The 22,450-nt window shown below is 73.6% G+C and carries 21 protein-coding genes; 14 read left to right on the forward strand and 7 right to left on the reverse strand.

Annotation, left to right across the window (positions count from 1 at the left end; translation table 11 throughout):
* Nucleotides 1-2: 2 nt before the first annotated feature.
* Nucleotides 3-2,213: a bifunctional serine/threonine-protein kinase/ABC transporter substrate-binding protein gene (locus CP977_RS20340; protein ID WP_062752853.1), complete on the forward strand. Its 2,211-nt coding sequence runs from the start codon at nt 3-5 to the stop codon at nt 2,211-2,213.
* Between the two features lie 46 nt (nt 2,214-2,259).
* On the opposite strand, the gene CP977_RS20345 is transcribed toward CP977_RS20340, so the two are convergent.
* The 5 genes from CP977_RS20345 to CP977_RS20365 all read right to left on the reverse strand — a co-directional run bounded on the left by CP977_RS20345 (nt 2,260) and on the right by CP977_RS20365 (nt 9,191).
* The gene (locus CP977_RS20345; RefSeq protein ID WP_062752851.1) at nt 2,260-3,336 is read right to left on the reverse strand and encodes a 2-oxoacid:ferredoxin oxidoreductase subunit beta; all 1,077 of its coding nucleotides are present in this window, start codon (nt 3,334-3,336) and stop codon (nt 2,260-2,262) included.
* Nucleotides 3,329-5,266 (reverse strand): 2-oxoacid:acceptor oxidoreductase subunit alpha, encoded by a 1,938-nt coding sequence (locus CP977_RS20350; protein WP_152370620.1) that lies wholly within the window; start codon nt 5,264-5,266, stop codon nt 3,329-3,331. Before CP977_RS20350 ends, CP977_RS20345 begins: the two co-directional genes overlap by 8 nt.
* Nucleotides 5,267-5,620: 354 nt before the next feature.
* Nucleotides 5,621-6,280 carry a response regulator transcription factor gene (locus CP977_RS20355; RefSeq protein ID WP_062756928.1) on the reverse strand — a complete coding sequence of 220 codons (660 nt, stop codon included), beginning with the start codon at nt 6,278-6,280 and terminating at the stop codon, nt 5,621-5,623.
* 102 nt (nt 6,281-6,382) lie between these two features.
* Nucleotides 6,383-7,669 carry a sensor histidine kinase gene (locus tag CP977_RS20360; protein ID WP_062752847.1) on the reverse strand — a complete coding sequence of 429 codons (1,287 nt, stop codon included), beginning with the start codon at nt 7,667-7,669 and terminating at the stop codon, nt 6,383-6,385.
* A 343-nt stretch (nt 7,670-8,012) separates the two neighbouring features.
* Complete coding sequence (locus tag CP977_RS20365; RefSeq protein WP_062752845.1) at nt 8,013-9,191, reverse strand: sensor histidine kinase; 1,179 nt, start codon at nt 9,189-9,191, stop codon at nt 8,013-8,015.
* A gap of 153 nt (nt 9,192-9,344) precedes the next feature.
* On the opposite strand from CP977_RS20365, the gene CP977_RS20370 reads away from it, so the two are divergent.
* The 13 genes from CP977_RS20370 to CP977_RS20430 all read left to right on the forward strand — a co-directional run bounded on the left by CP977_RS20370 (nt 9,345) and on the right by CP977_RS20430 (nt 21,332).
* On the forward strand, nt 9,345-9,773 hold the full coding sequence (locus tag CP977_RS20370) for an NADH-quinone oxidoreductase subunit A (protein ID WP_183953222.1): 429 nt from the start codon (nt 9,345-9,347) through the stop codon (nt 9,771-9,773).
* Nucleotides 9,764-10,360, forward strand: coding sequence for an NADH-quinone oxidoreductase subunit B (locus tag CP977_RS20375; RefSeq protein ID WP_152370621.1), 597 nt, complete (start codon nt 9,764-9,766; stop codon nt 10,358-10,360). The genes CP977_RS20370 and CP977_RS20375 overlap by 10 nt, the downstream gene beginning before the upstream one ends.
* Nucleotides 10,357-11,796: an NADH-quinone oxidoreductase subunit C gene (locus CP977_RS20380; protein ID WP_152370622.1), complete on the forward strand. Its 1,440-nt coding sequence runs from the start codon at nt 10,357-10,359 to the stop codon at nt 11,794-11,796. The genes CP977_RS20375 and CP977_RS20380 overlap by 4 nt, the downstream gene beginning before the upstream one ends.
* The gene (locus CP977_RS20385; protein ID WP_109185152.1) at nt 11,793-12,761 is read left to right on the forward strand and encodes a complex I subunit 1/NuoH family protein; all 969 of its coding nucleotides are present in this window, start codon (nt 11,793-11,795) and stop codon (nt 12,759-12,761) included. Before CP977_RS20380 ends, CP977_RS20385 begins: the two co-directional genes overlap by 4 nt.
* Complete coding sequence (locus tag CP977_RS20390) at nt 12,761-13,336, forward strand: NuoI/complex I 23 kDa subunit family protein (protein ID WP_152370623.1); 576 nt, start codon at nt 12,761-12,763, stop codon at nt 13,334-13,336. Before CP977_RS20385 ends, CP977_RS20390 begins: the two co-directional genes overlap by 1 nt.
* Nucleotides 13,337-13,338: 2 nt before the next feature.
* A complete protein-coding gene (locus CP977_RS20395) occupies nt 13,339-13,944 on the forward strand; it encodes an NADH-quinone oxidoreductase subunit J family protein (protein ID WP_167308946.1) in 606 nt (201 codons plus the stop codon).
* Entirely contained in the window at nt 13,944-14,324 is a 381-nt protein-coding gene (gene nuoK / locus CP977_RS20400; protein WP_152370624.1) for an NADH-quinone oxidoreductase subunit NuoK, read from the forward strand. Before CP977_RS20395 ends, nuoK begins: the two co-directional genes overlap by 1 nt.
* Nucleotides 14,321-16,297 (forward strand): NADH-quinone oxidoreductase subunit 5 family protein, encoded by a 1,977-nt coding sequence (locus tag CP977_RS20405; RefSeq protein ID WP_152370625.1) that lies wholly within the window; start codon nt 14,321-14,323, stop codon nt 16,295-16,297. Before nuoK ends, CP977_RS20405 begins: the two co-directional genes overlap by 4 nt.
* A 27-nt stretch (nt 16,298-16,324) precedes the next feature.
* Nucleotides 16,325-17,878, forward strand: a complete 1,554-nt coding sequence (locus tag CP977_RS20410) for a complex I subunit 4 family protein (protein ID WP_104860434.1) — start codon at nt 16,325-16,327, stop codon at nt 17,876-17,878.
* The gene (locus CP977_RS20415) at nt 17,875-19,428 is read left to right on the forward strand and encodes an NADH-quinone oxidoreductase subunit N (RefSeq protein WP_062752827.1); all 1,554 of its coding nucleotides are present in this window, start codon (nt 17,875-17,877) and stop codon (nt 19,426-19,428) included. Before CP977_RS20410 ends, CP977_RS20415 begins: the two co-directional genes overlap by 4 nt.
* Before the next feature lie 33 nt (nt 19,429-19,461).
* Nucleotides 19,462-19,917, forward strand: coding sequence for a large conductance mechanosensitive channel protein MscL (mscL, locus tag CP977_RS20420; RefSeq protein ID WP_109185156.1), 456 nt, complete (start codon nt 19,462-19,464; stop codon nt 19,915-19,917).
* Nucleotides 19,918-20,064: 147 nt separating this feature from the next.
* Complete coding sequence (htpX, locus tag CP977_RS20425) at nt 20,065-20,928, forward strand: zinc metalloprotease HtpX (protein ID WP_152370626.1); 864 nt, start codon at nt 20,065-20,067, stop codon at nt 20,926-20,928.
* Nucleotides 20,925-21,332, forward strand: coding sequence for a YccF domain-containing protein (locus CP977_RS20430; RefSeq protein ID WP_062752820.1), 408 nt, complete (start codon nt 20,925-20,927; stop codon nt 21,330-21,332). The genes htpX and CP977_RS20430 overlap by 4 nt, the downstream gene beginning before the upstream one ends.
* Here the strand turns inward: CP977_RS20430 and CP977_RS20435 are convergent.
* Both CP977_RS20435 and CP977_RS20440 read right to left on the reverse strand, forming a co-directional pair.
* Nucleotides 21,329-21,955: an alpha-ketoglutarate-dependent dioxygenase AlkB family protein gene (locus CP977_RS20435; protein WP_062752817.1), complete on the reverse strand. Its 627-nt coding sequence runs from the start codon at nt 21,953-21,955 to the stop codon at nt 21,329-21,331. The genes CP977_RS20430 and CP977_RS20435 overlap by 4 nt on opposite strands.
* On the reverse strand, nt 21,952-22,449 hold the full coding sequence (locus tag CP977_RS20440; protein ID WP_062752815.1) for a methylated-DNA--[protein]-cysteine S-methyltransferase: 498 nt from the start codon (nt 22,447-22,449) through the stop codon (nt 21,952-21,954). Before CP977_RS20440 ends, CP977_RS20435 begins: the two co-directional genes overlap by 4 nt.
* Nucleotide 22,450 lies beyond the last annotated feature (1 nt).

Raw genomic sequence — 22,450 nt, forward strand, 5'->3', positions numbered from 1 at the left:
CCGTGCAGCCGCTCCGCAAGGCCGACCCGTCCTCGATCGCGGGCCACCGGCTCCTCGGCCGCCTCGGCGCCGGCGGCATGGGCGTGGTCTACCTCGCCCGCACCGCCGGCGGGACGCTCGCCGCGCTGAAGCTCATCCGCGCCGAGCACGCCGCCGACCCCGGCTTCCGGGAGCGGTTCCGCCGCGAGACCCGGATCGCCGGACGGATCACCGGCCGCTGGGTGGTCCGCGTCCTCGGCGCCGACCCGGAGGCCCGCGAGCCCTGGCTGGCGACCGAGTTCGTCCCCGGGCCCTCGCTCGCCGAGGCCGTCGCGCTGCACGGCGCCCTGCCCGAGCCGACCGTACGGGCCCTGGGCGCCCGGCTCGCCGCCGCGCTCGCCGACATGCACGCGGCGGGCCTCGTCCACCGGGACGTGAAGCCGGGGAACGTCCTCCTCGCCCTCGACGGCCCCCGCCTCATCGACTTCGGCATCGCCCGCTCCGCCGGGGCCACCGCGCTGACCGCCACGGACGCGATGATCGGCACCCCCGGCTTCCTCGCCCCCGAACAGGCCCGCGTCGGCGTCGCGGACGAGGTCGGCCCGGCCGCCGACGTCTTCTCGCTCGGCTGCGTCCTCGCGTACGCCCTCACCGGCGAACGCCCCTTCGGCACGGGCGCGGTGGCCGCCGTCGTCTACCGCACCGTCCACGAGGAACCGGACCTCCGCGAGGTCCCGGACACGATCCTGCCCCTGGTCGAGGCCTGCCTGGCCAAGGACCCGGCGGCCCGCCCCACGGCCGCGCGGGTGCGGGCCGCGCTCGGGGAGGCCGAGGGGCCGGCGGGGGACTGGCTGCCGCCCGGCCTGCCCGCGCTCATCGCCCGGCGCTCCTCGCGCGTCCTCGACCTGCCCGTCGCCGAACCGACCGTGCTCACCGCCCCCGAACCCCCCGCGGGTGTCTCGCGCCGCCGCGTCCTGGCGGCCGGCTCGGCGCTGGCCGTCGCCGGGGCGGGCGGCCTGACCGCCTGGCTCCTCGGCCGCGACCCCGCCGGGGAGGGCACGGGGACGGGCAAGGGCGCCGCCCTCCCCTCGTACACGATCGGCGTCCTCACCGATCTGAGCGGACCCACCAAGGAGGCCGGGCGGGCGCAGGAGCGCGGTGCCCGGCTGGCCGTGGAGGCCTTCAACGCCCGCCCGGACCGGGCCTTCGACGTGGTCCTGCGGGCGATGGACGACGGCGGGCAGGGGCCGCGCGCCGCGGCCGCGGCCCGCGACCTGCTCGAGGACGGGAGGCTGGTCGGCGTCGTCGGCCCGACGACCGTCCCGGGCGTCGTCGCCGCCGTGGCCGAACTCGTCGACCACTCCGTCCCCCTGATCAGCGTCCTCGCCGCCGTCCCGAACGGCACCACGCTGGAGGGCCAGACCACCAAGCGCACCTACTTCGAACCCCGCCCCTCCCCGGACTCGATGATCGTCCCGTTCGCCCGCCACCTCTCCGAGCGCGGGGTCCTCAGGACCGCCGTCGTGGAGGACCGCGACGGCGGCCGGTCCACCTGGTTCGCGGTCAACAGCCTCAAGAAGACCCCGCCCTCGCAGGCCCAGGGCGGGAAGGCGACCTCCCACCCCGTCGAGGCGGACAGCGAGGACTTCGCCTCCGCCGTACGGGCCGCCCTCGCGACGGACCCGCAGGGCGTGATGTACGTGGGGACCTCGCCGCGCCGGGCCGCCCTCTGCGCGAAGGCCCTGCGCGACCAGGGCTTCCGGGGCCCCTGCGGCAGCGTCGAACAGCCCTTCACGCAGGAGTTCCTGGACCTCGCGGGCCCGGCGGCCGAAGGCTGGTACTTCGGCACGGCCCACGTCGACCCGGACGGCCTCCCGGGCGCGAAGGCCTTCGCCGCCGCGTACCGGAAGCGCTGGGGGCTGCCCGCCGCCACCCCCGTCGAGCCGTACGCCACGGAGGCGTACGACGTCGTCCACTGGACGCTCCAGGCGCTGGGCACGACGGTCGGGAACCACGCGGAGTCGGTGGCGTCCGGGGTGTCGAACGCCCTGCGGCAGACCCCGTACAAGGGCCTCGCCAAGACGTACTCCTCGGCGGGCCGGGAGAGCGTCGCCGCGAGCCTCGTCGGACTCTTCCTCTGGCGGGTGAAGGACGGGAAGCCGCACTTCCTGGGGGAGTTCGCGGACGCGGCGGTGGCGGAGGCGAAGAGGGCGGGGAAGACGGGGAGTACGTGAGGGGGGGCGGGCCCGTGAGGACCCGCCCCCGCCCCGTGCCGGTACGTCAGCCGACGACGGTCCAGGTGTCGTTGCCGGCGAGGAGCCGGGCGAGGTCGCCCTTGCCGTGCTGCTCCACGGCCGCGTCCAGCTGCTCGGCCATGAGGGTGTCGTAGACCGGGCGCTCCGCCGCCCGGAAGACCCCGATGGGAGTGTGGTGCAGGGTGTGGGGGTCGGCGAGGCGGGAGAGGGCGAAGGCGGTGGTGGGGGTGGCGGCGCGGGCGTCGTGGACGAGGACGTCGCCCTCGTTGGCGGGCGTCACCTCGACGATCTCCAGGTCGCCGGTGGCCGGGTTCCGCACGACGCCCTTGGCGAGGTCGGTGCCGAAGCGGATCGGCTGCCCGTGCTCCAGGCGGATCACCGCCTCCTGGGCCCGTTCCTTGTCCTTGAGGGTGTCGAAGGCGCCGTCGTTGAAGATGTTGCAGTTCTGGTAGATCTCCACCAGCGCCGTGCCGTCGTGGTCGGCGGCCTGGCGCAGGACCTCGGTGAGGTGCTTGCGGTCGGAGTCGACCGTGCGGGCCACGAAGGACGCCTCCGCGCCGAGCGCGAGGGAGACCGGGTTGAAGGGCGCGTCCAGGGATCCCATCGGGGTGGACTTGGTGATCTTGCCGGTCTCGCTGGTGGGGGAGTACTGGCCCTTGGTCAGGCCGTAGATCCGGTTGTTGAACAGCAGGATCTTCAGGTTGACGTTGCGGCGCAGGGCGTGGATGAGGTGGTTGCCGCCGATGGACAGCGCGTCGCCGTCACCGGTGACGACCCAGACCGACAGGTCGCGGCGCGAGGTCGCCAGGCCGGTGGCGATGGCCGGGGCGCGGCCGTGGATGGAGTGCATCCCGTAGGTGTTCATGTAGTACGGGAAGCGGGAGGAGCAGCCGATGCCGGAGACGAAGACGATGTTCTCCCTGGCCAGGCCGAGCTCGGGCATGAAGCCCTGGACGGCGGCCAGGACGGCGTAGTCGCCGCAGCCGGGGCACCAGCGCACCTCCTGGTCGGACTTGAAGTCCTTCATCGACTGGACGGCCTCGGCCTTCGGCACCAGGCTCAGCAGCGACTCCGTGTGCTCAAGCTCCGTGTGCTCAGGCATCGATGGCCTCCTTGAGGACGGCGGCGAGCTGTTCGGCCTTGAACGGCATGCCGTTGACCTGGGTGTGGCTGCGCGCGTCGACCAGGTACTTCGCCCGGAGCAGGGTGGCGAGCTGGCCGAGGTTCATCTCGGGGACGACGACCTCGTCGTAGCCCTTGAGGACGTCGCCGAGGTTGCGGGGGAAGGGGTTGAGGTGGCGCAGGTGGGCCTGGGCGACGTGCCCGCCCTCCCGGCGGATCCGCCGTACCGCCGCCGTGATCGGCCCGTACGTCGAACCCCAGCCCAGCACCAGCGTGCGGGCGCCGTCCGGGTCGTCCACGTCCAGGTCCGGGACGTCGACGCCGTCGACCTTGGCCTGGCGGACGCGGACCATGAAGTCGTGGTTGGCCGGATCGTAGGAGATGTTTCCCGTCCCGTCCTGCTTCTCGATGCCGCCGATGCGGTGTTCGAGCCCCGGGGTGCCGGGGACGGCCCAGGGGCGGGCCAGGGTCTCGGGGTCGCGCTTGTAGGGCCAGAAGACGTCGGTGCCGTCCGCGAGGGTGTGGTTCGGCCCGGTGGCGAACGCGGTCCGCAGGTCGGGCAGCTCCTCGGGGTCCGGGATGCGCCAGGGCTCGGAGCCGTTGGCGAGGTAGCCGTCGGAGAGCAGGAAGACCGGGGTGCGGTGGGTGAGTGCGATCCGGGCCGCCTCCAGGGCCGCGTCGAAGCAGTCCCCGGGCGTCCTCGGCGCGACGACGGGGACGGGTGCCTCGCCGTTGCGCCCGTACATCGCCTGGAGCAGGTCGGCCTGCTCGGTCTTGGTCGGCAGGCCGGTCGAGGGCCCGCCGCGCTGGATGTCCACGATCAGCAGCGGCAGCTCCAGGGAGACCGCCAGGCCGATCGTCTCGCTCTTGAGGGCCACGCCGGGGCCGGAGGTGGTCGTCACCGCGAGCGCGCCGCCGAAGGCCGCGCCCAGGGCGGCGCCGATGCCGGCGATCTCGTCCTCGGCCTGGAAGGTCCGCACGCCGAAGTTCTTGTGCTTCGACAGCTCGTGCAGGATGTCCGAGGCCGGGGTGATCGGGTACGAGCCCAGGTACAGCGGCAGGTCGGCCTGGCGGGCGGCGGCGATCAGGCCGTACGACAGGGCCAGGTTCCCCGAGATGTTGCGGTACGTGCCCGTGGGGAAGGCCCGGGACGCGGGGGCGACCTCGTAGGAGACGGCGAAGTCCTCGGTGGTCTCCCCGAAGTTCCAGCCGGCCCGGAACGCGGCCACGTTCGCCTCGGCGATCTGCGGCTTCCTCGCGAACTTGCGGCGCAGGAAGGCCTCGGTGCCCTCGGTCGGCCGGTGGTACATCCAGGACAGCAGCCCGAGCGCGAACATGTTCTTCGACCGCTCGGCCTCCTTCCGGGGCAGCCCGAAGTCCTTCAGGGCCTCCAGGGTCAGCGTCGTCAGCGGCACCGGATGCACCCGGTAGCCGTCGAGGGAGCCGTCCTCCAGCGGCGAGACCGCGTACCCGACCTTCGCCATCGCCCGCTTGGCGAACTCGTCGGTGTTCACGATGACCTCGCCGCCGCGCGGCACGTCGGCGATGTTCGCCTTCAGCGCGGCCGGGTTCATCGCCACCAGCACGTCCGGCGCGTCGCCGGGGGTGAGGATGTCGTGGTCGGCGAAGTGCAGCTGGAACGAGGAGACGCCCGGCAGGGTCCCGGCGGGCGCCCGGATCTCGGCCGGGAAGTTCGGCAGCGTCGACAGGTCGTTCCCGAAGGACGCCGTCTCCGAGGTGAAGCGGTCACCCGTGAGCTGCATGCCGTCGCCCGAGTCGCCCGCGAAGCGGATGATCACCCGGTCGAGACGGCGGACTTCCTTCGCGGCGCCGTCGTGGGGCACGGCCGGGGCGCCTCTCTGCTCCCCGAGCAGGGCCTCGCCGGCCTCGCTGCTGACCTGGCTGGTCACTGAACTGGACCTCCCTCGTGGCAAGGGGAACTCTCCGCCGGAGGCGGGGAGGGGCTCGCGGCGCGGTCGGCCGATCACCGTCCGTCCCGCTGCCCACCCTACGACGGCGGGGTCGAGTCTCCCCGGACTTCTTGCATCATGGACCGCTTTTCGGAAACGTTCTGTCAGGGTTCATCACGCTGTGTCGCCGCCCGGAGTGTTGCGGAAGGTCTGATTCCGGCCTTTCTGTCACTCCGGGGTCGGTCGAGTCCTCTCGGGGCCGGTCGGGACCGGTGCCGGGATCGGCCGGCATCGATCGGGATCGGCCGGTATCGGTCGGGCTGACCAGGACTGGTCAGAGGTGGCCGGGACCGGTCAGGACCTCAAGTACGTCAGCACGGCGAGTACCCGCCGATGATCGCCGTCACTCGGCGAGAGCCCCAGCTTCAGGAAGATGTTGCTGATGTGCTTCTCCACCGCGCCGTCGCTCACGACCAGCGCCTTCGCGATCGCCGAGTTCGTCCGCCCCTCCGCCATCAGCCCCAGGACCTCCCGCTCGCGCGGGGTCAGGCCCGCCAGCACGTCCTGCTGCCGGCTGCGGCCGAGGAGCTGCTGCACGACCTCCGGATCCAGGGCCGTACCGCCCCCGGCGACCCGCACGACCGCGTCCACGAACTCGCGGACCTCCGCGACCCGGTCCTTCAGGAGGTAGCCCACGCCCCGGCTGGAACCGGCCAGGAGTTCGGTGGCGTACTGCTCCTCCACGTACTGCGACAGGACGAGGACCCCGAGCCCCGGGTGGTCCCCGCGCAGCCGCACCGCCGCCCGCACGCCCTCGTCCGTGTGGGTCGGCGGCATCCGCACGTCCGCCACCACCACGTCCGGCAGCGCCCCCTCGGCCGCGAGCTTCCCCACCGTCTCCACCAGGGCCTCGCCGTCACCGACCTTGGCGACGACCTCGTGCCCCAGGTCGGTCAGGAGCCGGGTCAGCCCCTCCCGGAGCAGTACCGAGTCCTCGGCGATGACCACCCGCACCCGCTCCGCCACGTCCCGCTCTCCCACGCCCCACAGCCCCCATGATCCGGTCGTCCGGTCTTCCGTCGGAGCCCAGCATCGCACCCGGCGCCGGTGAAGGGCCTACGCGCGCCAGGGCAGTTCGACCGTCACCGTCGTCGGCCCGCCCGCCGGCGAGTCCACGGCGAGCACCCCGTCCACCGCCCCGACCCGCTCGGAGAGCGCCGCCAGGCTCCGCCCGGCCGCCGCCTCCGCGCCGCCGGCGCCGTCGTCCCGGACCTGGACCATCAGCCGGTCGGCCGTCCGCCACACCTCCACCCAGGCGCGCCGCGCCCGCGCGTGCTCGGTGACGTTCCGCAGGAGCTCCGAGACCGTGAAGTACGCGATGCCCTCGATCGCCGGGACCGGCCGCGCCGGCAGGTCCACGTCCACCGACACCGGGACCGCGCAGCGCGAGGCCACCGCCGACAGGGCCGCGTCCAGGCCCCGGTCGGTGAGGACGGCCGGGTGGATGCCCCGGGCCAGGTCCCGCAGCTCCTGGAGCGCGAGCTTCACCTCGCCGTGCGCCTCCTCCACCAGGACCGCCGCCGCCTTCGGGTCCTCCGCCAGCCGCTCCTTCGCCAGGCCCAGGTCCAGGGCGAGCGCGGAGAGCCGGGCCTGCGCGCCGTCGTGCAGCGCCCGCTCGATGCGCCGCAGGTCGGCGGCGGCGGTGTCCACGAGCACGCCCCGGTCCGACTCCAGCTCCGTCACGCGCGAGGCCGGCCGCGACGGGCCGAGCAGCCCGGCCACCAGGAACCGGTCGACGGCGACGAACCCGCGCAGCAGCCACGGCCCGGCCGTCACGAACAGCAGGCCGACCAGGCTCGTCACCGCGATCTCGAAGGGCGAGTCCAGGTAGAGGCCGTGCGTCCCGTCGCCGTACAGCTGGATCCCGTCCTGCCCGACGTACGCGGGGAAGACCCACTGCCACAGCGGATACGTGAGGAGGCTCCAGCCCCACCCCCAGAACGCCACCGTCACCGAGAAGGAGAACACCGCCCACGGCATGTGCACGAACGCGTACAGCAGGTGCCGCCACGAAGCCCCGCTCTTCAGCATGGCCCCCATCCACGAGAACGCCCCGCCGGTCCGGCCGCGCACCGGCTCCGGCGCCGCCACGTCGAGGCCGAGCAGCGCCCGCGCCCGCGCCCGCTCGACCGCGCCGAAGCCCCGGCACAGGGCGAGCGCCCCGGCCAGGACCGGCACGCCGAGGAAGGTGACGAGCAGCCCGGCGCCGGCCGAGACGAGGGAGACGGAGAGCGCGAACCAGCAGACGCTCAGCGGGAGGCCGATCAGCACGTACCCGAGGGCGCGCCAGGTGCGGCCCTCGAACGGCGCGCGGATCGCGGCGGGGAGTCGGTCGGAGGGCATGGCGGACGTCCTTCTCTGCGGGTGGGCGGGATCCGTCGGCGGCGCGACGCGGGGCGGTACGTGGTCCAGGATTCCGTTCCGGCGGGTGCCGGACCATGAGGGAGGTCGGCGTCTGCGGACGGGGGTTTTCCCCACCCCGGGACCCGGGGGCCGGGGGTCGGGACCTGGACCGGGGCCTGGCGGCCCGGGCCTCGGTCTCCCGGGCTTGGCCCGGCCCCCCGGCCCGGTTTCTCGGCCCCTGGCCCTCCGCCCGGCCCCCGGGTGGCGGCCACCGCACAAGCGCCGCCGCGGGCCCCCGCGCCCGCCGGGCCCCGGCCCCGCGCCCCCCGGCCCCGGGCGGCGGTTACCGCGCGCCCGCGCCCCGCCCCCGCCACGGCAGCTCCGCCGTGACCGTCGTCGGGCCGCCCGCCGGGGAGTCCAGGACGAGGACGCCGTCGACCGCGCCGAGGCGCTCCGCGAGCCCGGCGAGCCCCGTGCCCCCGTCGAGGCGCGCCCCGCCGGCGCCGTCGTCCCGGACCTGGAGCATCAGCCGGTCGGCCGTCCGCCACACCTCCACGGAGGCGGACCGGGCGCGGGAGTGCTTGGAGACGTTCTGGAGCAGCTCCGACACCGTGAAGTACGCGATGCCCTCGATCGCCTCCGCCGGCCGCTCGGCCAGATCCACCTCGACCCGCACCGGCACCGTGCAGCGCGCGGAGACGGAGGACAGGGCGGCGCCGAGCCCCCGGTCGGTGAGGACGGCCGGGTGGATGCCCCGGGCCAGGTCCCGCAGCTCCTGGAGCGCGAGCTTCACCTCGCCGTGCGCCTCGTCCACCATCGCGGCGGCCGCCTCCGGGTCGTCCAGGAGCTTCTCCTTGGCCAGGCCGAGGCCCATCGCGAGGGCGACGAGCCGGGCCTGCGCGCCGTCGTGCAGGTCGCGCTCGATGCGCCGCAGGTCGGCGGCGGCGGTGTCCACGACCACGCCCCGGTCCGTCTCCAGCTCGGCGATCCGCCGCTCCAGCTCGTCGGAGGGCGAGAGCAGCCCCCGGACCATGCCCCGGTCGGCGCTCGCGAGCAGCCGCGACAGGAAGGGCAGTACGGGCCAGAGGACGAAGAGCGAGACCAGGGAGACCGTGAACGTCAGGATCCCCCAGGGCAGCCGGATCAGCCCGTACAGCTGGGTCCGCCAGGCCACCGGGTCCTTCAGCGCCGACCACAGCCAGTCGAAGAAGCCGCCGTGCCGGGGCAGCGGGGACGGCTCCCGGACCGCGACGCCGAGCAGGCCCCGGGCCCGCGCCCGCTCCGAGCGGCCGAGCAGCCGGGCGCCGCCGAGGCCGAGGGCGAGCAGCGGCAGGCCGACCACGGTGACCGAGAGGCCCACGCCGAGCAGGACGCTCACCACCGCGTAGACGAAGCCGACCAGCGTCGTGAACAGGTTGGAGAGGAGGAAGACGATCTCCTTCCAGGTCTCCTTGCCGTAGGCGGTACGGGGACGCGCCGGGGCACCGGAGGGGGCGGCGGCGGAGTCGTGATCGGCACTCATGGGCCCCAGGGTGCCCGGCGCGGCTCGTGCGCCGCCATGGGGGAGGTGGGCCGACGGGAGAGGGGGTTAACCCCACCGGAACCGGCCACCGCGCCTGCTTACGGTCCCTTTAGCAGGGCCTAGACTCGCGTGCGTACAGAACAGAAGTGACCCATGGGACACCTGGAGCGAGGGGCGGACGTGCGGGAACCGACCGTTGTCGCGGCCGACGCGGCGGACTACTTCCAGACGTACTCCGTCGTCGGCCTGCTCGCCGTCGTCGGCGTGCTCTTCGTCGCCGTGGCGTTCGGCGCCGGCCGGCTGCTGCGGCCCGTCGTGCCGACGCCCGAGAAGCTCCTCACGTACGAGTGCGGTGTCGATCCCGTGGGGGAGGGCTGGGCGCACACCCAGGTCCGCTACTACGTGTACGCCTTCCTCTACGTGATCTTCGCCGTCGACTCGATCTTCCTCTTCCCCTGGGCGACGGTCTTCGCCGCGCCCGGCTACGGCGCCACGACCCTGGTCGAGATGTTCGTCTTCCTCGGCTTCCTGGCCGTGGGGCTGCTCTACGCGTACAAGAAGGGCGTCCTGACATGGACGTAACACCCGGAGTCCCCGGAACCGCCGCCGAGCCCGTGGCCCTGCCCGCTCCGAAGCTGGGGACGCTCGCGCGCCTGGCCCCGGAGCCCATGAAGGTGGTCCTGAACTGGGGCCGCCGCTACAGCCTGTGGGTCTTCAACTTCGGACTCGCCTGCTGCGCGATCGAGTTCATCGCCGCGTCGATGGCCCGGCACGACTTCATCCGCCTCGGCGTGATCCCCTTCGCGCCCGGCCCGCGCCAGGCCGACCTGATGATCGTCTCGGGCACGGTGACCGACAAGATGGCACCGGCCGTGAAGCGCCTGTACGAGCAGATGCCCGAGCCGAAGTACGTCATCTCCTTCGGCGCCTGCTCCAACTGCGGCGGCCCGTACTGGGACTCGTACTCCGTGACGAAGGGCGTCGACCAGATCATCCCGGTGGACGTGTACGTGCCGGGGTGCCCGCCCCGGCCCGAGGCGCTGCTCCAGGGCATCCTCAAGCTCCAGGAGAAGATCGCCCGGGAGAACCTGGCGGAGCGGTACGGCCGGTCGGCCTCGGTGTCCGAACTGACGAGCCCGCTGACGCCCCCGCCGGGAGGCGCGGCATGAGCGCGTACGGCGACCTCCCCGAGTCGGTGACGGAGGTCTTCGGCGAGGAGGCGACGGCGGAGCGGGCGTACGACCTGCTGACGGTCGACGTCCCGCCGTCCTCCTGGATCACCGCCCTGACCACGGCCCGCGACGAGCTGGGCTGCACCTACTTCGACTGGCTGAGCGCGGTCGACGAGCCGGGCACGGGGATCCGGGTCTGCGCCCACGTGGTGTCCCTCGGCGGGGGCGGCGCCGACGGGGGCGGCCCGCCGCGCCGCCTCCTCGTCCGTACGACGGTCCCGCACTCCGCCCCCGTCCTCCCCACGGCGGTGGAGGTGTACGCGGGCGCGGGCTGGCACGAGCGCGAGACCCACGAGATGTTCGGCGTGGACTTCACGGGCCACCCGAACCCGGCCCCGCTCCTCCTCCCCGAGAACTTCGAGGGCCACCCGCTGCGCAAGGACTTCGTCCTCGCGGCCCGGGTCGCCAAGGCGTGGCCGGGCGCGAAGGAACCGGGCGAGTCCCACGACGGCGGCCCCAAGCGCCGCCAGATGCTCCCCCCGGGCGTCCCGGACCCCAACGAATGGGGCCCCCTCAAGGGCCAACTCCCCCCGGCCCCCACCCGCCCCGAACGCCCGCCCCGCCGCCCCCGCCCGACAACGGAAACCACCCCGCCCGACCCGACACCCCGCCGCACCCGCTCGGCGTCGGAGGGCTCGACGAGCCAGGAGGGGACGGCGGCTCCGGTACGCCGCACCCGCTCGGCGTCGGAGGGTTCGGCGAGCCAGGACGCGTCGGCAGCTCCGGTACGCCGTACCCGCTCGGCGTCGGACGGCTCGGCCAGCCAGGAGACGCCGACGTCTCCGCCCCGTCGTACCCGCTCGGCCGCCGACGGCTCGGCGAGCCAGACGGCGGGGGATCCGGGCGCCCCGGCCCGCCGTACCCGTTCGGCGTCGGAGGGTTCGGCCGGCCAGGCCCCGGCGGCTCCGGCCCGTCGTACCCGCTCGGCCTCGGACGGCTCCGTCAGCCAGACGCCCGCAGGGGATGCCACGGGAGACAACCCGCCCGAGACGCCCCGCCCGCCGCGCCGCTCCCGCTCCGCGTCGGACGGCTCGGTGAGCCAGTCGACGGCACCGGACGTGACGGCGGACACCCCGCCCGAAACGTCCCGCCCCCCACGCCGCTCCCGCTCGGCGGCCGACGGCTCGGTCAGCCAGACGCCCCCACCCCCGGCGGCCCCCCGGCGCACCCGCAGCTCGGACGCCCCCTGGCACCACGCCCGCCCGGCCTTCGACGAGGAACCGGCGGAGCCGGACGCCGCACCGGCCGGGGCCGAAGGCCCCGAGGAGGACCCCGGCGCCGGCGGACCCGGCAAGGAAAAGCCCGCGGTCCCGGGCCCGGACACGGGCACCGACCCAGACCCCACCCACCCCGCCGGAGGCGATCCCGCGTGAACGACGTACTCGACGTCGCCCTCCGGCTCCTCGTCGTCTTCGCCGTCTTCCTCGTGCTGCCCCTCGTCGTCGGCCAGACCGAGCACAAGGTCATGGCCCACATGCAGGGCCGCCTCGGCCCCATGTACGCCGGCGGCTTCCACGGCTGGGCCCAGCTCGTCGCCGACGGCGTGAAGTTCGCGCAGAAGGAGGACGTGGTCCCGAAGGACGCCGACCGGCGGGTCTTCCAGCTCGCGCCGGCCGTCGCCCTCCTCCCGTACCTCCTCGTCCTCGTCGCGATCCCGGTCGGCCCGGGCGAGGGGGCCGTCGGCCAGGTCGTCGACGCGGGGATCTTCTTCGTGCTCGCCGTGATGGGCGTCGGCGTCCTCGGCAGCCTCATGGCCGGCTGGGCGTCCGCGAACAAGTTCTCGCTGCTCGGCGGCCTGCGGACCGCCGCCCAGCTCCTCGCGTACGAGCTCCCGATGCTCCTCGCCGCCGCCTCCGTCGCGATGGCCGCCGGCACCGTCTCCCTCCCCGGCATCCTGGACGCCTTCGAGTGGTGGTGGGTGCCCTGGCAGATCGTCGGCGCGCTCGTCTTCTTCGTGGCCGGGCTCGCCGAGCTCCAGCGGCCCCCGTTCGACATGCCGGTAGCCGACTCGGAGATCATCTTCGGCGCGTACACCGAGTACACCGGCCTCCGCTTCGCGCTGTTCCTGCTCGCCGAGTACGCCGGCATCGTCGTCCTCTGCGGCCTCACCACCGTCCTCTTCCTCGGCGGCTGGCACGGCCCCCTCGGCGCCGACGGCCTCGGCTGGGCCTGGACCCTCCTGAAGACCGCCGTCCTCGCCTTCGTCGTCATCTGGCTGCGGGTCAGCTACCCGCGCCTGCGCGAGGACCAGCTCCAGCGCCTCGCCTGGACGACGCTCGTCCCGCTCGCCCTCGCGCAGATCGCGCTCACCGGCATCGTGAAGGTGGCGATCAACTAATGGCCCCTCTTCTCCCGCCCTCCCGACCCGGCATCCCGGGTTCCGGCCTCGCCAAGGGCCTCGCCGTCACCCTCCGCACGATGACGAAGCGCTCGCACACCGCGCAGTACCCCGACGTGCAGCCCGAACTCCCGCCCCGCACCCGCGGGGTCATCGGCCTGTTCGAGGAGAACTGCACCGTCTGCATGCTCTGCGCCCGCGAGTGCCCCGACTGGTGCATCTACATCGACTCCCACAAGGAGACGGTGCCGCCCGCCGCCCCCGGCGGCCGCGAGCGCAGCCGGAACGTCCTCGACCGCTTCGCCATCGACTTCGCGCTCTGCATGTACTGCGGCATCTGCATCGAGGTCTGCCCCTTCGACGCGCTGTTCTGGTCGCCCGAGTTCGAGTACGCGGAGACCGACATCCACGAGCTGACGCACGAGCGCGACAAGCTCCGCGAGTGGATGTGGACGGTCCCGGAACCGCCCGCGCTCGACCCGCGCGCGGAGGAGCCGAAGGAGATCACGGCCGCCCGCAAGGCGGCGGAGAAGGCCGCGGCGGCAGCGGCGGCGGCCGAGGGGGAACAGCGGTGATCCTGACAACAGCACAGACAGCGGCACAGACAGCGGTACATACAGCAGCACAGGCGGCCCAGCAGCAGGCCGCGCAAGGCCCCGGCTTCCTCTCGCCCACCGGCGTCGAGATCGCCTTCCTCCTCGTCGGCCTCGTCACCCTCGGCGCCGCCGTCGTCACCGTCACCACCCGCCAGCTGGTGCACGCCGCCCTCTGGCTGGTCGTGGCCCTCGGCGGCCTCGCCGTCGAGTACCTGCTCCTGACCGCCGAGTTCATCGCCTGGGTCCAGGTGCTGATCTACGTCGGCTCCGTCGTCGTCCTCCTCCTCTTCGGCCTCATGCTCACCAAGGCCCCCATCGGCCGCTCCCCGGACACCGACTCGGCCAACCGCCCGGTCGCCCTCGCCGTGGCCCTGGCCGCCGCGGCCGCGCTCGTCTGGGTGGTCGTCGACGCGTTCCGCACGACCTGGATCGATCTCGACGGGGCCGTCCAGGGCTCCACCGAGGTCACCGGCTCGATCCTCTTCCGGCACTGGGTGCTGCCCTTCGAGGCCCTGTCCGTGCTCCTCCTGGCCGCCCTGGTCGGCGCGATCGTCCTCTCCCGGAAGAAGAAGGAGGGGGAACGCTGATGCACCTCGCCTACCCCGCCGTCCTCGCCGCCCTCCTCTTCTGCACCGGCCTCTACGGCGTCCTCGCCCGCCGCAACGCGATCCTCGTCCTGATGTCCGTCGAGCTGATGCTCAACGCCGTCAACCTCAACCTCGTCGCCTTCGACGTCTGGCTCCGCGACGCCCTCCACGCCGGCCAGGCCCTCACCCTCTTCACCATCGCCGTCGCCGCCGCCGAGATCGGCATCGGCCTCGCGATCGTCCTGATGGTCCACCGCAACCGCGGCACCGCGGACATCGACCGCCTCCGCGACACGGCGGAGCACCCGCACGAGGACCCGGACACAGCCCCGCACGCGCACGCGGGCCCGCACGACGAGAAGGCCGAGGCCGCCGCGTGACCACGACCACCCTCGCCGTCCTCGTCCCCCTCCTCCCCTTCCTCGGTGCCGCCGCCGGGCTCCTCCTCGGCCGCACCGCCCCCGGCTTCGTCCGCCCCCTCGCCGTCCTCCCGACCCTCGCCGCCGCCGTCCTGGCCGTGCTCGTGGCGGTCCGGCAGGGCGGCGGGAAGGCGATCGACGCCGCCACCCAGCTCACCCCCACCGGCTCGGTCCCGATCGACCTGGCCCTGCACGTCGACGGCTTCGCCGCCCTCGTCGCCGTCCTCGTCGGGGTGGTCGCGACCTGCGTGCAGATCTACTCGACCGGCTACCTCCGCGAGGACCCCCGCTACCCCTCGTACGCCGCGCTCGTCTCCCTCTTCACCGCCGCGATGCTCCTCGTCGTCTACTCCGGCGACCTGATGGTGCTCCTGGTCGGCTGGGAGATCATGGGCATCTGCTCGTACTTCCTCGTCGGCCACTACTGGGAGACCCCCGAGGCCCGGTCCGCCTCCCTCAAGGCCTTCCTCGTCACCAAGCTCGGCGACGTCCCCTTCCTCATCGGCCTCTTCGCGCTCGCCGTCGACGCCGGCACCTTCCGGATCACCGGGGTCCTCGGCGCCGTCGCGACCGGCGGCCTCGACCACCCCACCCTGATCGCGCTGCTGCTGCTCGCCGGCGTCGCGGGCAAGTCCGCCCAGTTCCCGCTGCACACCTGGCTCCCGGACGCCATGGCCGGCCCCACCCCCGTCTCGGCGCTCATCCACGCCGCCACGATGGTCGCCGCCGGCATCTACTTCACCGCCCGGCTGCTGCCCGTCTTCGCCGCCTCCGCCGCCGCGATGACCGTCCTCGCCGTGATGGCCGCGATCACGATGGTCGGCTCGGCGCTCGCCGCGCTCGCCCAGGACGACATCAAGCGGGTCCTGGCCTATTCGACGATCGGCCAGCTCGGCTACATGGCCGGCGCCCTCGCCGTCGGCGACCGGGGCGCCGCCGTCTTCCACCTCCTCTCGCACGCCGCCTTCAAGGCGCTGCTCTTCCTCGCCGCCGGCGCGGTCATCCACGCCGCCGGTACGAACTCGCTGACCGCCATGTCCCGCATGAGCGGCCTCGCCAAGCGGGTCCCGGACGCGTACTGGACGATGACCGTCGCCCTCCTCGCGCTCGCCGCGATCCCGCCCTTCGCCGGCTTCTTCTCCAAGGAGGCCGTCCTGGTGGCCGCCGAGCACACCGCGCTCGGAGACCGGACCGTCGCCCCCGCCGGAGCCGGCTGGACCGTCCTCGTCGCGGGCCTCCTGACCGCCCTCCTCACCGCCGCCTACGCCCTCCGCCTCTGGCTGCGCGCCTTCCGCGGCCGGGGCGCGGAGGCCCCGGACCACGGTCGCCAGCCGATCGCCATGACCTCCGTACTGTGGGTCCTCGCCGTTCCCTCCCTCGGCTTCGGCCTGACCGTCCGCCACCTCCCCGACTGGTTCGACGGGCACGACCTCGCCCCGACCCTCGTCACCGCCGTCCTCGGCACGGGCCTCGCCGCCGCCGGAGCGGCCGTCACCTACGCGGTCTGGCGCACCCTCGCCGCCCGGGCCCCCGTCGTCCCCACCCAGCACGTCGCCCACCCCGACGCCGACGCGGGCCTGGTCGAGGCCGAGGCGCTGCACCTGCCGCACCCCGCCGAGGACCCGGCCGACCCCGGCCGCGCCCTCCTCGGGCCGCTGCACCGCCCCGCCGCCGACGGCTTCCACCTGGACGCCGTCCACCGGGCCGCCTTCGTCCGCCCCGTACTCGCCGCCGCCTCCCTGGTCCGCTTCCTGGACCGCGAGGTCGTCGACACCTACGTCCGGGGCGCCGCCGGCTCCGCCAAGGGCCTGGGACGGCTCGTCCGCCGCGCCCAGACCGGCAACCTGCAGACCTATCTGAGCGCCCTGCTCGCCGGCTCCGTCGTCCTGGCGATCGCCGCAGTCGCCCTCGCCAACGCCGCCGCCGGAGCGTGAGCCGTGATCGATATCAGCGAATCCGTGATGCAGTTCCTTCTCGCGTCGATCGTCGCCGGTCCGCTCCTCGGCGCCGCCGCAGCCCTCCTCCCGGCCCCGCCCGGGCTGAAGGGGAAGTCACCCGACCAGGCCGTCCTGCGCCACGGCGTCACCGTCACCGGCGCGATCCTGCTCGCCACCCTCGTCCTCGCGGCCGGCTTCGACCACGACCACCCGTCGAGGATGCAGGCCACGACGGACATCAGCTGGATCAGGGCACTGGACGTGCGGATCCACCTCGGTGTCGACGGCATCTCCCTCCCCCTCCTGGTCCTGACCGCGCTCCTGTGCTTCCTCTGCGCGCTCCACTCCTACTTCAAGCCCCCCGCCGGCCCCGCCCCCAAGGCCTTCGTCGCCCTCCTGCTCGTCCTGGAGTCCGGCACCCTCGCCACCTTCGCCGTCCTCGACCTCGTCCTGTTCTTCCTGGCCTTCGAGACGGTCCTCATCCCGATGTACTTCCTCATCGCCCGCTGGGGCGGCGAGGGCAGGCGTGCCGCCGCCACCAAGTTCGTCCTCTACACGCTCCTCGGCTCCGTCGTCATGCTGCTCGGACTCCTCCTCATCGGTGTGAAGTCGGGCACATTCGACATGGTGGCACTCGCCACTGACAACGGCCGGGGACTGACCGCGTCCGTGCAGGTCATCGCCGTCCTGGCGATCGGGATCGGGCTCGCCGTGAAGACCCCGATGTGGCCGCTGCACAGCTGGCTCCCGGACGCCCACACCGCCGCCCCCACCGTCGGCTCCGTCCTCCTCGCCGGCGTCCTGCTCAAGATGGGCACGTACGGCTTCGTCCGGATCGTCCTGCCGATCGCGCCCGACGGCATGCGGACCTTCGCCCCGTACCTCGCCGCCTTCGCCGTCGCCGGGATCGTCTACGGCTCGCTCGCCTGCCTCGCCCTCGCGCGCCCCGGCGCCAAGGGCGACCTCAAGCGCCTCATCGCGTACTCCTCCGTCGGCCACATGGGCTTCGTGCTCCTCGGCATCGCCAGCATGACCCCCACCGGGGTCAACGGCGCCCTCTTCGCCAACGTCGCCCACGGCCTCGTCACCGGCCTGCTCTTCTTCCTGGTCGGCGCGGTCAAGGACCGGTACGGCACCGCCGACCTCGACACCCTCGCCGGAGCCACCGGCGCCGCCCTCTACGGCCGCGCCCCCCGCCTCGGCGCCCTCCTCGCCTTCGCCGCCGTCGCCTCCCTCGGCCTGCCGGGCCTCGCCGGCTTCTGGGGCGAGATGCTGGCCCTCTTCGGCGCCTTCGACCCGGCCGAGGGCCTCAGCCGCCCCGCCTTCCTCACCTTCACGGCGATCGGCGCCTTCGGCACCCTGCTCACCGCCGCGTACCTCCTGATCGTCGTCCGCCGCGTCTGCATGGGCGGCCCCCGGCCCGCCGGGGAGACCCCGATCCCCGACGTCCAGGGGTACGAGTTCGCCGCCTGGACCCCGCTCGTCGCCCTCACCGTCCTCGCCGGACTCTGGCCCGCCGTCCTCCTCGGCCTCACCGACCCGGCCGTCCAGAAGCTCCTCGCCGGAGGCACCCAGTGACGTCGCAGCTCGTCCAGTCCGTCGACTGGCTCACGATCGCGCCCCCCGTCCTCACGGCCGCGGTCGCCCTCGCCGTCCTCGTCGCCGACCTCTTCCTCCCCCCGGAGCGCAAGCAGGTCCTCGGCTGGACCGCGATCGGCGGCCTCACCGCCGCCCTCGCCCTCCTCGTCCCGCTGCGGGCCGGCGACCGCTCCACCTTCTGCCTCACCCCCGACACGCGGGTCACGGCCTGCAGCTACACCGCCGACCACTTCACCCTGGTCGTCCAGCTCCTCGTCCTCGGCGGGGCGCTCCTCACCGCGCTGCTCTCCCTGGACGAGACCCGCGAGAGGCTCCCGGCCGGCGAGTACTGGTTCCTGCTGCTCTCCTCCGCCGCCGGAGCCGCCCTGCTGCCCGCCTCCCGGGACCTCGCGACCCTCGTCGTCGCCCTGGAGGTGGCCTCCCTGCCCGCCTTCGCGCTCGTCGGCCTCAAGCGCGGCGACCGCAGGTCCGGCGAGGCCGCCCTCAAGTTCTTCCTCTCCTCCGTCACCGCGACCGCCGTCACCCTGCTCGGCGCGAGCTTCGTGTACGCGGCGACCGGCACCCTCCACCTCACGGAGATCGCCCAGCGCCTCGACGACGTCCCCGGGCAGCTCCAGACCCTCGCCGAGGCGGGCGTCGCCCTCACCCTCGTCGGCTTCGCCTTCAAGACGGCCGCCGTCCCCTTCCACTTCTGGGTCCCCGACACCTACGTCGGCGCCCCGCTGCCCGTCGCCGCCTACCTCTCCGTGGTCGGCAAGGCCGTCGGCTTCACCGGCCTGATCCTGGTGACCGTCGTCGCCTTCCCCTCGTACGCGGACGTGTGGGGCCCGGCGCTCGCCGTCCTCGCCGCGCTCACCATGACCGCCGGGAACGTCGCCGCCCTGCGCCAGTCCTCCACGCGCGCGTGGAGCGCGGTCCGGCTCCTCGCCTGGTCCTCCGTGGCCCAGGCCGGCTACCTCCTGGTGCCGATCGCGGCCGCCGCGTACTCCAGCGACGACCAGATCGGCGCCACCGTCGCGTACGCCCTGATGTACGCCGTCGTGAACCTCGGCGCCTTCGCCGTCGTCGTCCTCGTCGCGCGCGTGCGCCCCCGGAACCGGATCGAGGACCACCGGGGCCTGTACGCGGCGAGCCCCGCCGCCGCCCTCGCGCTCGCCTTCTTCCTCCTGAATCTGGCCGGTCTGCCCCCGGGTATCATCGGCCTCTTCGCCAAGGTGACCGTCTTCTCGGCGGCCGTCGACGCGGGCCTGGGCTGGCTGGCCGTGGTCATGGCGCTCAACGTCGTGATCGCGCTGTACTACTACCTCCGCTGGACGGCCCTGCTCTTCCGCACCCCGGAAGGAGCGCCGGAGGCAGCACCGGGAGAAGCCCCGACAGCGGCCCCCGAAGGCACCGGGAAGGGCAGCGCCGCCCTCCACCGGCCCTCCGCGCCGGTCACCCTGGCGATCGCGCTGACCGCCGCGGCCGGAGCCGTCCTGTCGGGCTACCCGCAGTTCGCCCTCCGCTTCGCGACGACGTCGCTCTTCTGACCCCACCCGAGCAGAACCCAGGAGCAGGGCCCCGTGCTGAACGGATTCAAGGACTTCATACTTCGCGGGAACGTCATCTCGATGGCCATCGGCCTGGCCGTCGGGACGGCGTTCACCTCCGTCGTCACGGGCTTCAGCAAGGCCTTCATCACCCCGCTCATCGGCCTCGCCACCGGCTCCGTGGGCAACTTCAACGACGCGACGTTCCACGTCGGCAGGACCGTCTTCCCCTACGGCCTGGCCATCTCCGCGACCATCGCCTTCGTCATCACCGCCGCGGTCCTCTACTTCCTGATCGTCGTCCCCATGACGAAGATCCAGCACAAGTTCGCCAAGGAGGAGGCGGCCGACCCCAAGTCGGAGAAGCGCGACTGCCCCCACTGCTACAGCGAGATCCCGGCCATCGCCTCCCGCTGCGCCTTCTGCACCGGCGAGGTCGAGCCCGTCGGCACCCTCCTGGAGAAGGTCGAGGTCCCGGCGCCCCGCTGATCACCCGAACGGCCCACGGCCGCCCCCGGCACGGCCGGGGGAACCCGAGCCTCCCGCCTGGCGTTGACCAGTACGGGAGGGTCCACTGAATGAGTGGACCACCACGAAGAAAAGGGTTCCCCTGCCGCACCACCTGGAGGGCGTACCGTGCACCGCCGGCACAACGGGCTGAGGACCGCCGTACTCCTCGGAGGGCTCTCGGCCCTCATCATCGTCATCGGCAGCTTCTTCGGGCGTACGGGACTGATCGTCGCGCTCGTCGTGGCGCTCGGCACCAACGCGTACGCGTACTGGAACAGCGACAAGCTGGCGCTGCGGGCCATGCGCGCCCGCCCGGTCAGCGAGTTCGAGGCGCCCGCGCTCTACCGGATGGTGCGCGAGCTCTCCACGCAGGCGCGCCAGCCCATGCCCCGGCTCTACATCTCGCCGACCCAGGCGCCCAACGCCTTCGCCACCGGCCGCAACCCGCGCAACGCCGCCGTCTGCTGCACCGAGGGCATCCTCACCCTCCTGGACGAGCGCGAGCTGCGCGGGGTCATCGGCCACGAGCTGAGCCACGTCTACAACCGGGACATCCTCATCTCCTCGGTGGCCGGCGCGCTCGCCTCCGTGATCATGTTCCTGGTGAACTTCGCCTGGCTGATCCCGGTCGGCCGCTCCAGCGACGACGACGGCCCCGGACTCCTCGGCATGCTGCTGATCATGATCCTCGGCCCGGTCGCCGCCTCGGTCATCCAGCTCGCCATCTCCCGATCCCGGGAGTACGAGGCCGACGCCTCCGGCGCCCAGCTCACCGGCGACCCGCTCGCCCTCGCGGGCGCCCTGCGGAAGCTGGAGGCGGGCACCAAGCAGCTGCCGCTGCCGCCCGAGCCCCGGATCGAGACCGCGAGCCACATGATGATCGCGAACCCGTTCCGGCCCGGCCAGGGCCTCTCCAGGATGTTCTCCACCCACCCGCCGATGGCCGAACGCATCGCCCGGCTCGAACAGATGGCAGGTCGACGCCCGTGAAGACGATCCTGAACGTCATTTGGCTGATCCTGTGCGGCTTCTGGATGTTCCTCGGCTACATGCTCGCGGGGCTCCTGCTCTGCATCACGATCATCGGCATCCCCTTCGGGCTCGCCGCCTTCCGGATCGGCCTCTACGCCCTGTGGCCCTTCGGCAAGACGGTCGTCGACCGCCGCGACGCGGGCGCGCCCTCCTGCGTGGGCAACGTCCTGTGGCTGGTCCTCGCCGGCTGGTGGCTGGCCCTCGGCCACATCACCACCGGCATCGCCCTCTGCATCACGATCATCGGCATCCCGCTGGGCATCGCGAACTTCAAGCTGATCCCGGTCTCGCTGCTGCCGCTCGGCAAGGAGATCGTCTCCACGGACAGGGCCGCGGGCGTCCACGTCCCGCAGGGCTACTAGGGGAGCCCGGTCTCCCGCAGGGTGATGTTGAGCCGCCCCCGCAGCCCGAGGGCGGGCTCGGCGGTCCCGGGAAACACCCGGGGCACGCCGTGGTGCGCCCACCGCGAGGGCCCGCCGAAGACGAACAGGTCCCCGGAGACCAGCTCGACGTCCCGGTACGGCCGCCCCCGGCCCTCCTCGTTCCCGAACCGGAACACGCACCGGTCCCCGAGACTCAGCGACACCACCGGCGCCCCGGAGCGCTCCTCCCGGTCCTGGTGCATGCCCATCCGCGCCTCGGGCGCGTAGAAGTTCACCAGCGCGGTGTCGGGCGCGAAACCGCCGTGCTCCCCGTACGCCTCGGCAACGGCCTCCCGCCCGAGCGAGACGAGCCACCCCGGCAACGGAACGCCCACGGCATCGAGATACCGGTACGGCACCCACTGCCGCCCCAGACACAGCGACCGCACCGACATGACGCCCCCGCCCGGCAGAACGGTCCGCCGGTACGGAAAGGGCCCGCGCCCCCACTCCCGGCAGGCGTCCACCAGCTCCCGCTGCCGCGAAAACGGGAGCCACGCGGGCACGTGCACGGCCCCGGGCGCGACGAGGACCCGCTCCCGGGGAAAGAGCCCCTCGCTCACACCAGGACCCCCTCCAGGCCCAACAAGCGCTCCTTGCGCTCGATCCCGGCGGCATACCCGCGCAGGGCCCCGTCGGCCCCGATCACCCGGTGGCAGGGCCGCACCACGAGCAGCGGGTTGCGCCCGATCGCGGTCCCCACGGCCCGCACCCCGGCCCCGGCCGAACCGACCCGCCGGGCGATCTCCCCGTACGAGACGGTGGAGCCGTACGGCACCTCCTCAAGGGCCCGCCAGACGCGCCGCTGGAACTCCGTCCCGGCGTCACCGTCGACCGACAGCTCGAACCGCTCCCGCTCCCCGGCGAAGTACTCCCGCAACTGCCCGGCGACCTCCTCGAAGGCCCCGGGCGCGAGCGTCCACCCGTCCTCGACCGCGACGGCCCCCTTCTGCCCCGGCAGGGACAGCGAGCGCAACACGACACGACCCCCCGGCGCGAGCCGCCCGACGAGCAGCATCTCGCCCAGGGGGCCGTCGACGTACGCGTACACGGTCATG

The sequence above is a fragment of the Streptomyces cinereoruber genome (assembly GCF_009299385.1).
Taxonomy (GTDB): domain Bacteria; phylum Actinomycetota; class Actinomycetes; order Streptomycetales; family Streptomycetaceae; genus Streptomyces; species Streptomyces bikiniensis.

What these genes read in the sequence shown, in the direction of transcription:
- CP977_RS20410 (WP_104860434.1), top strand. Translation starts at nt 16,325, where the DNA reads ATGCAGTTCCTTCTCGCGTCGATCGTCGCCGGTCCGCTCCTCGGCGCC.
- CP977_RS20390 (WP_152370623.1), top strand. Translation starts at nt 12,761, where the DNA reads ATGGCCCCTCTTCTCCCGCCCTCCCGACCCGGCATCCCGGGTTCCGGC.
- CP977_RS20440 (WP_062752815.1), bottom strand. Translation starts at nt 22,449, where the DNA reads ATGACCGTGTACGCGTACGTCGACGGCCCCCTGGGCGAGATGCTGCTC.
- CP977_RS20375 (WP_152370621.1), top strand. Translation starts at nt 9,764, where the DNA reads ATGGACGTAACACCCGGAGTCCCCGGAACCGCCGCCGAGCCCGTGGCC.
- CP977_RS20380 (WP_152370622.1), top strand. Translation starts at nt 10,357, where the DNA reads ATGAGCGCGTACGGCGACCTCCCCGAGTCGGTGACGGAGGTCTTCGGC.
- CP977_RS20365 (WP_062752845.1), bottom strand. Translation starts at nt 9,191, where the DNA reads ATGAGTGCCGATCACGACTCCGCCGCCGCCCCCTCCGGTGCCCCGGCG.
- CP977_RS20345 (WP_062752851.1), bottom strand. Translation starts at nt 3,336, where the DNA reads ATGCCTGAGCACACGGAGCTTGAGCACACGGAGTCGCTGCTGAGCCTG.
- nuoK (WP_152370624.1), top strand. Translation starts at nt 13,944, where the DNA reads ATGCACCTCGCCTACCCCGCCGTCCTCGCCGCCCTCCTCTTCTGCACC.
- CP977_RS20360 (WP_062752847.1), bottom strand. Translation starts at nt 7,669, where the DNA reads ATGCCCTCCGACCGACTCCCCGCCGCGATCCGCGCGCCGTTCGAGGGC.
- CP977_RS20370 (WP_183953222.1), top strand. Translation starts at nt 9,345, where the DNA reads ATGGGACACCTGGAGCGAGGGGCGGACGTGCGGGAACCGACCGTTGTC.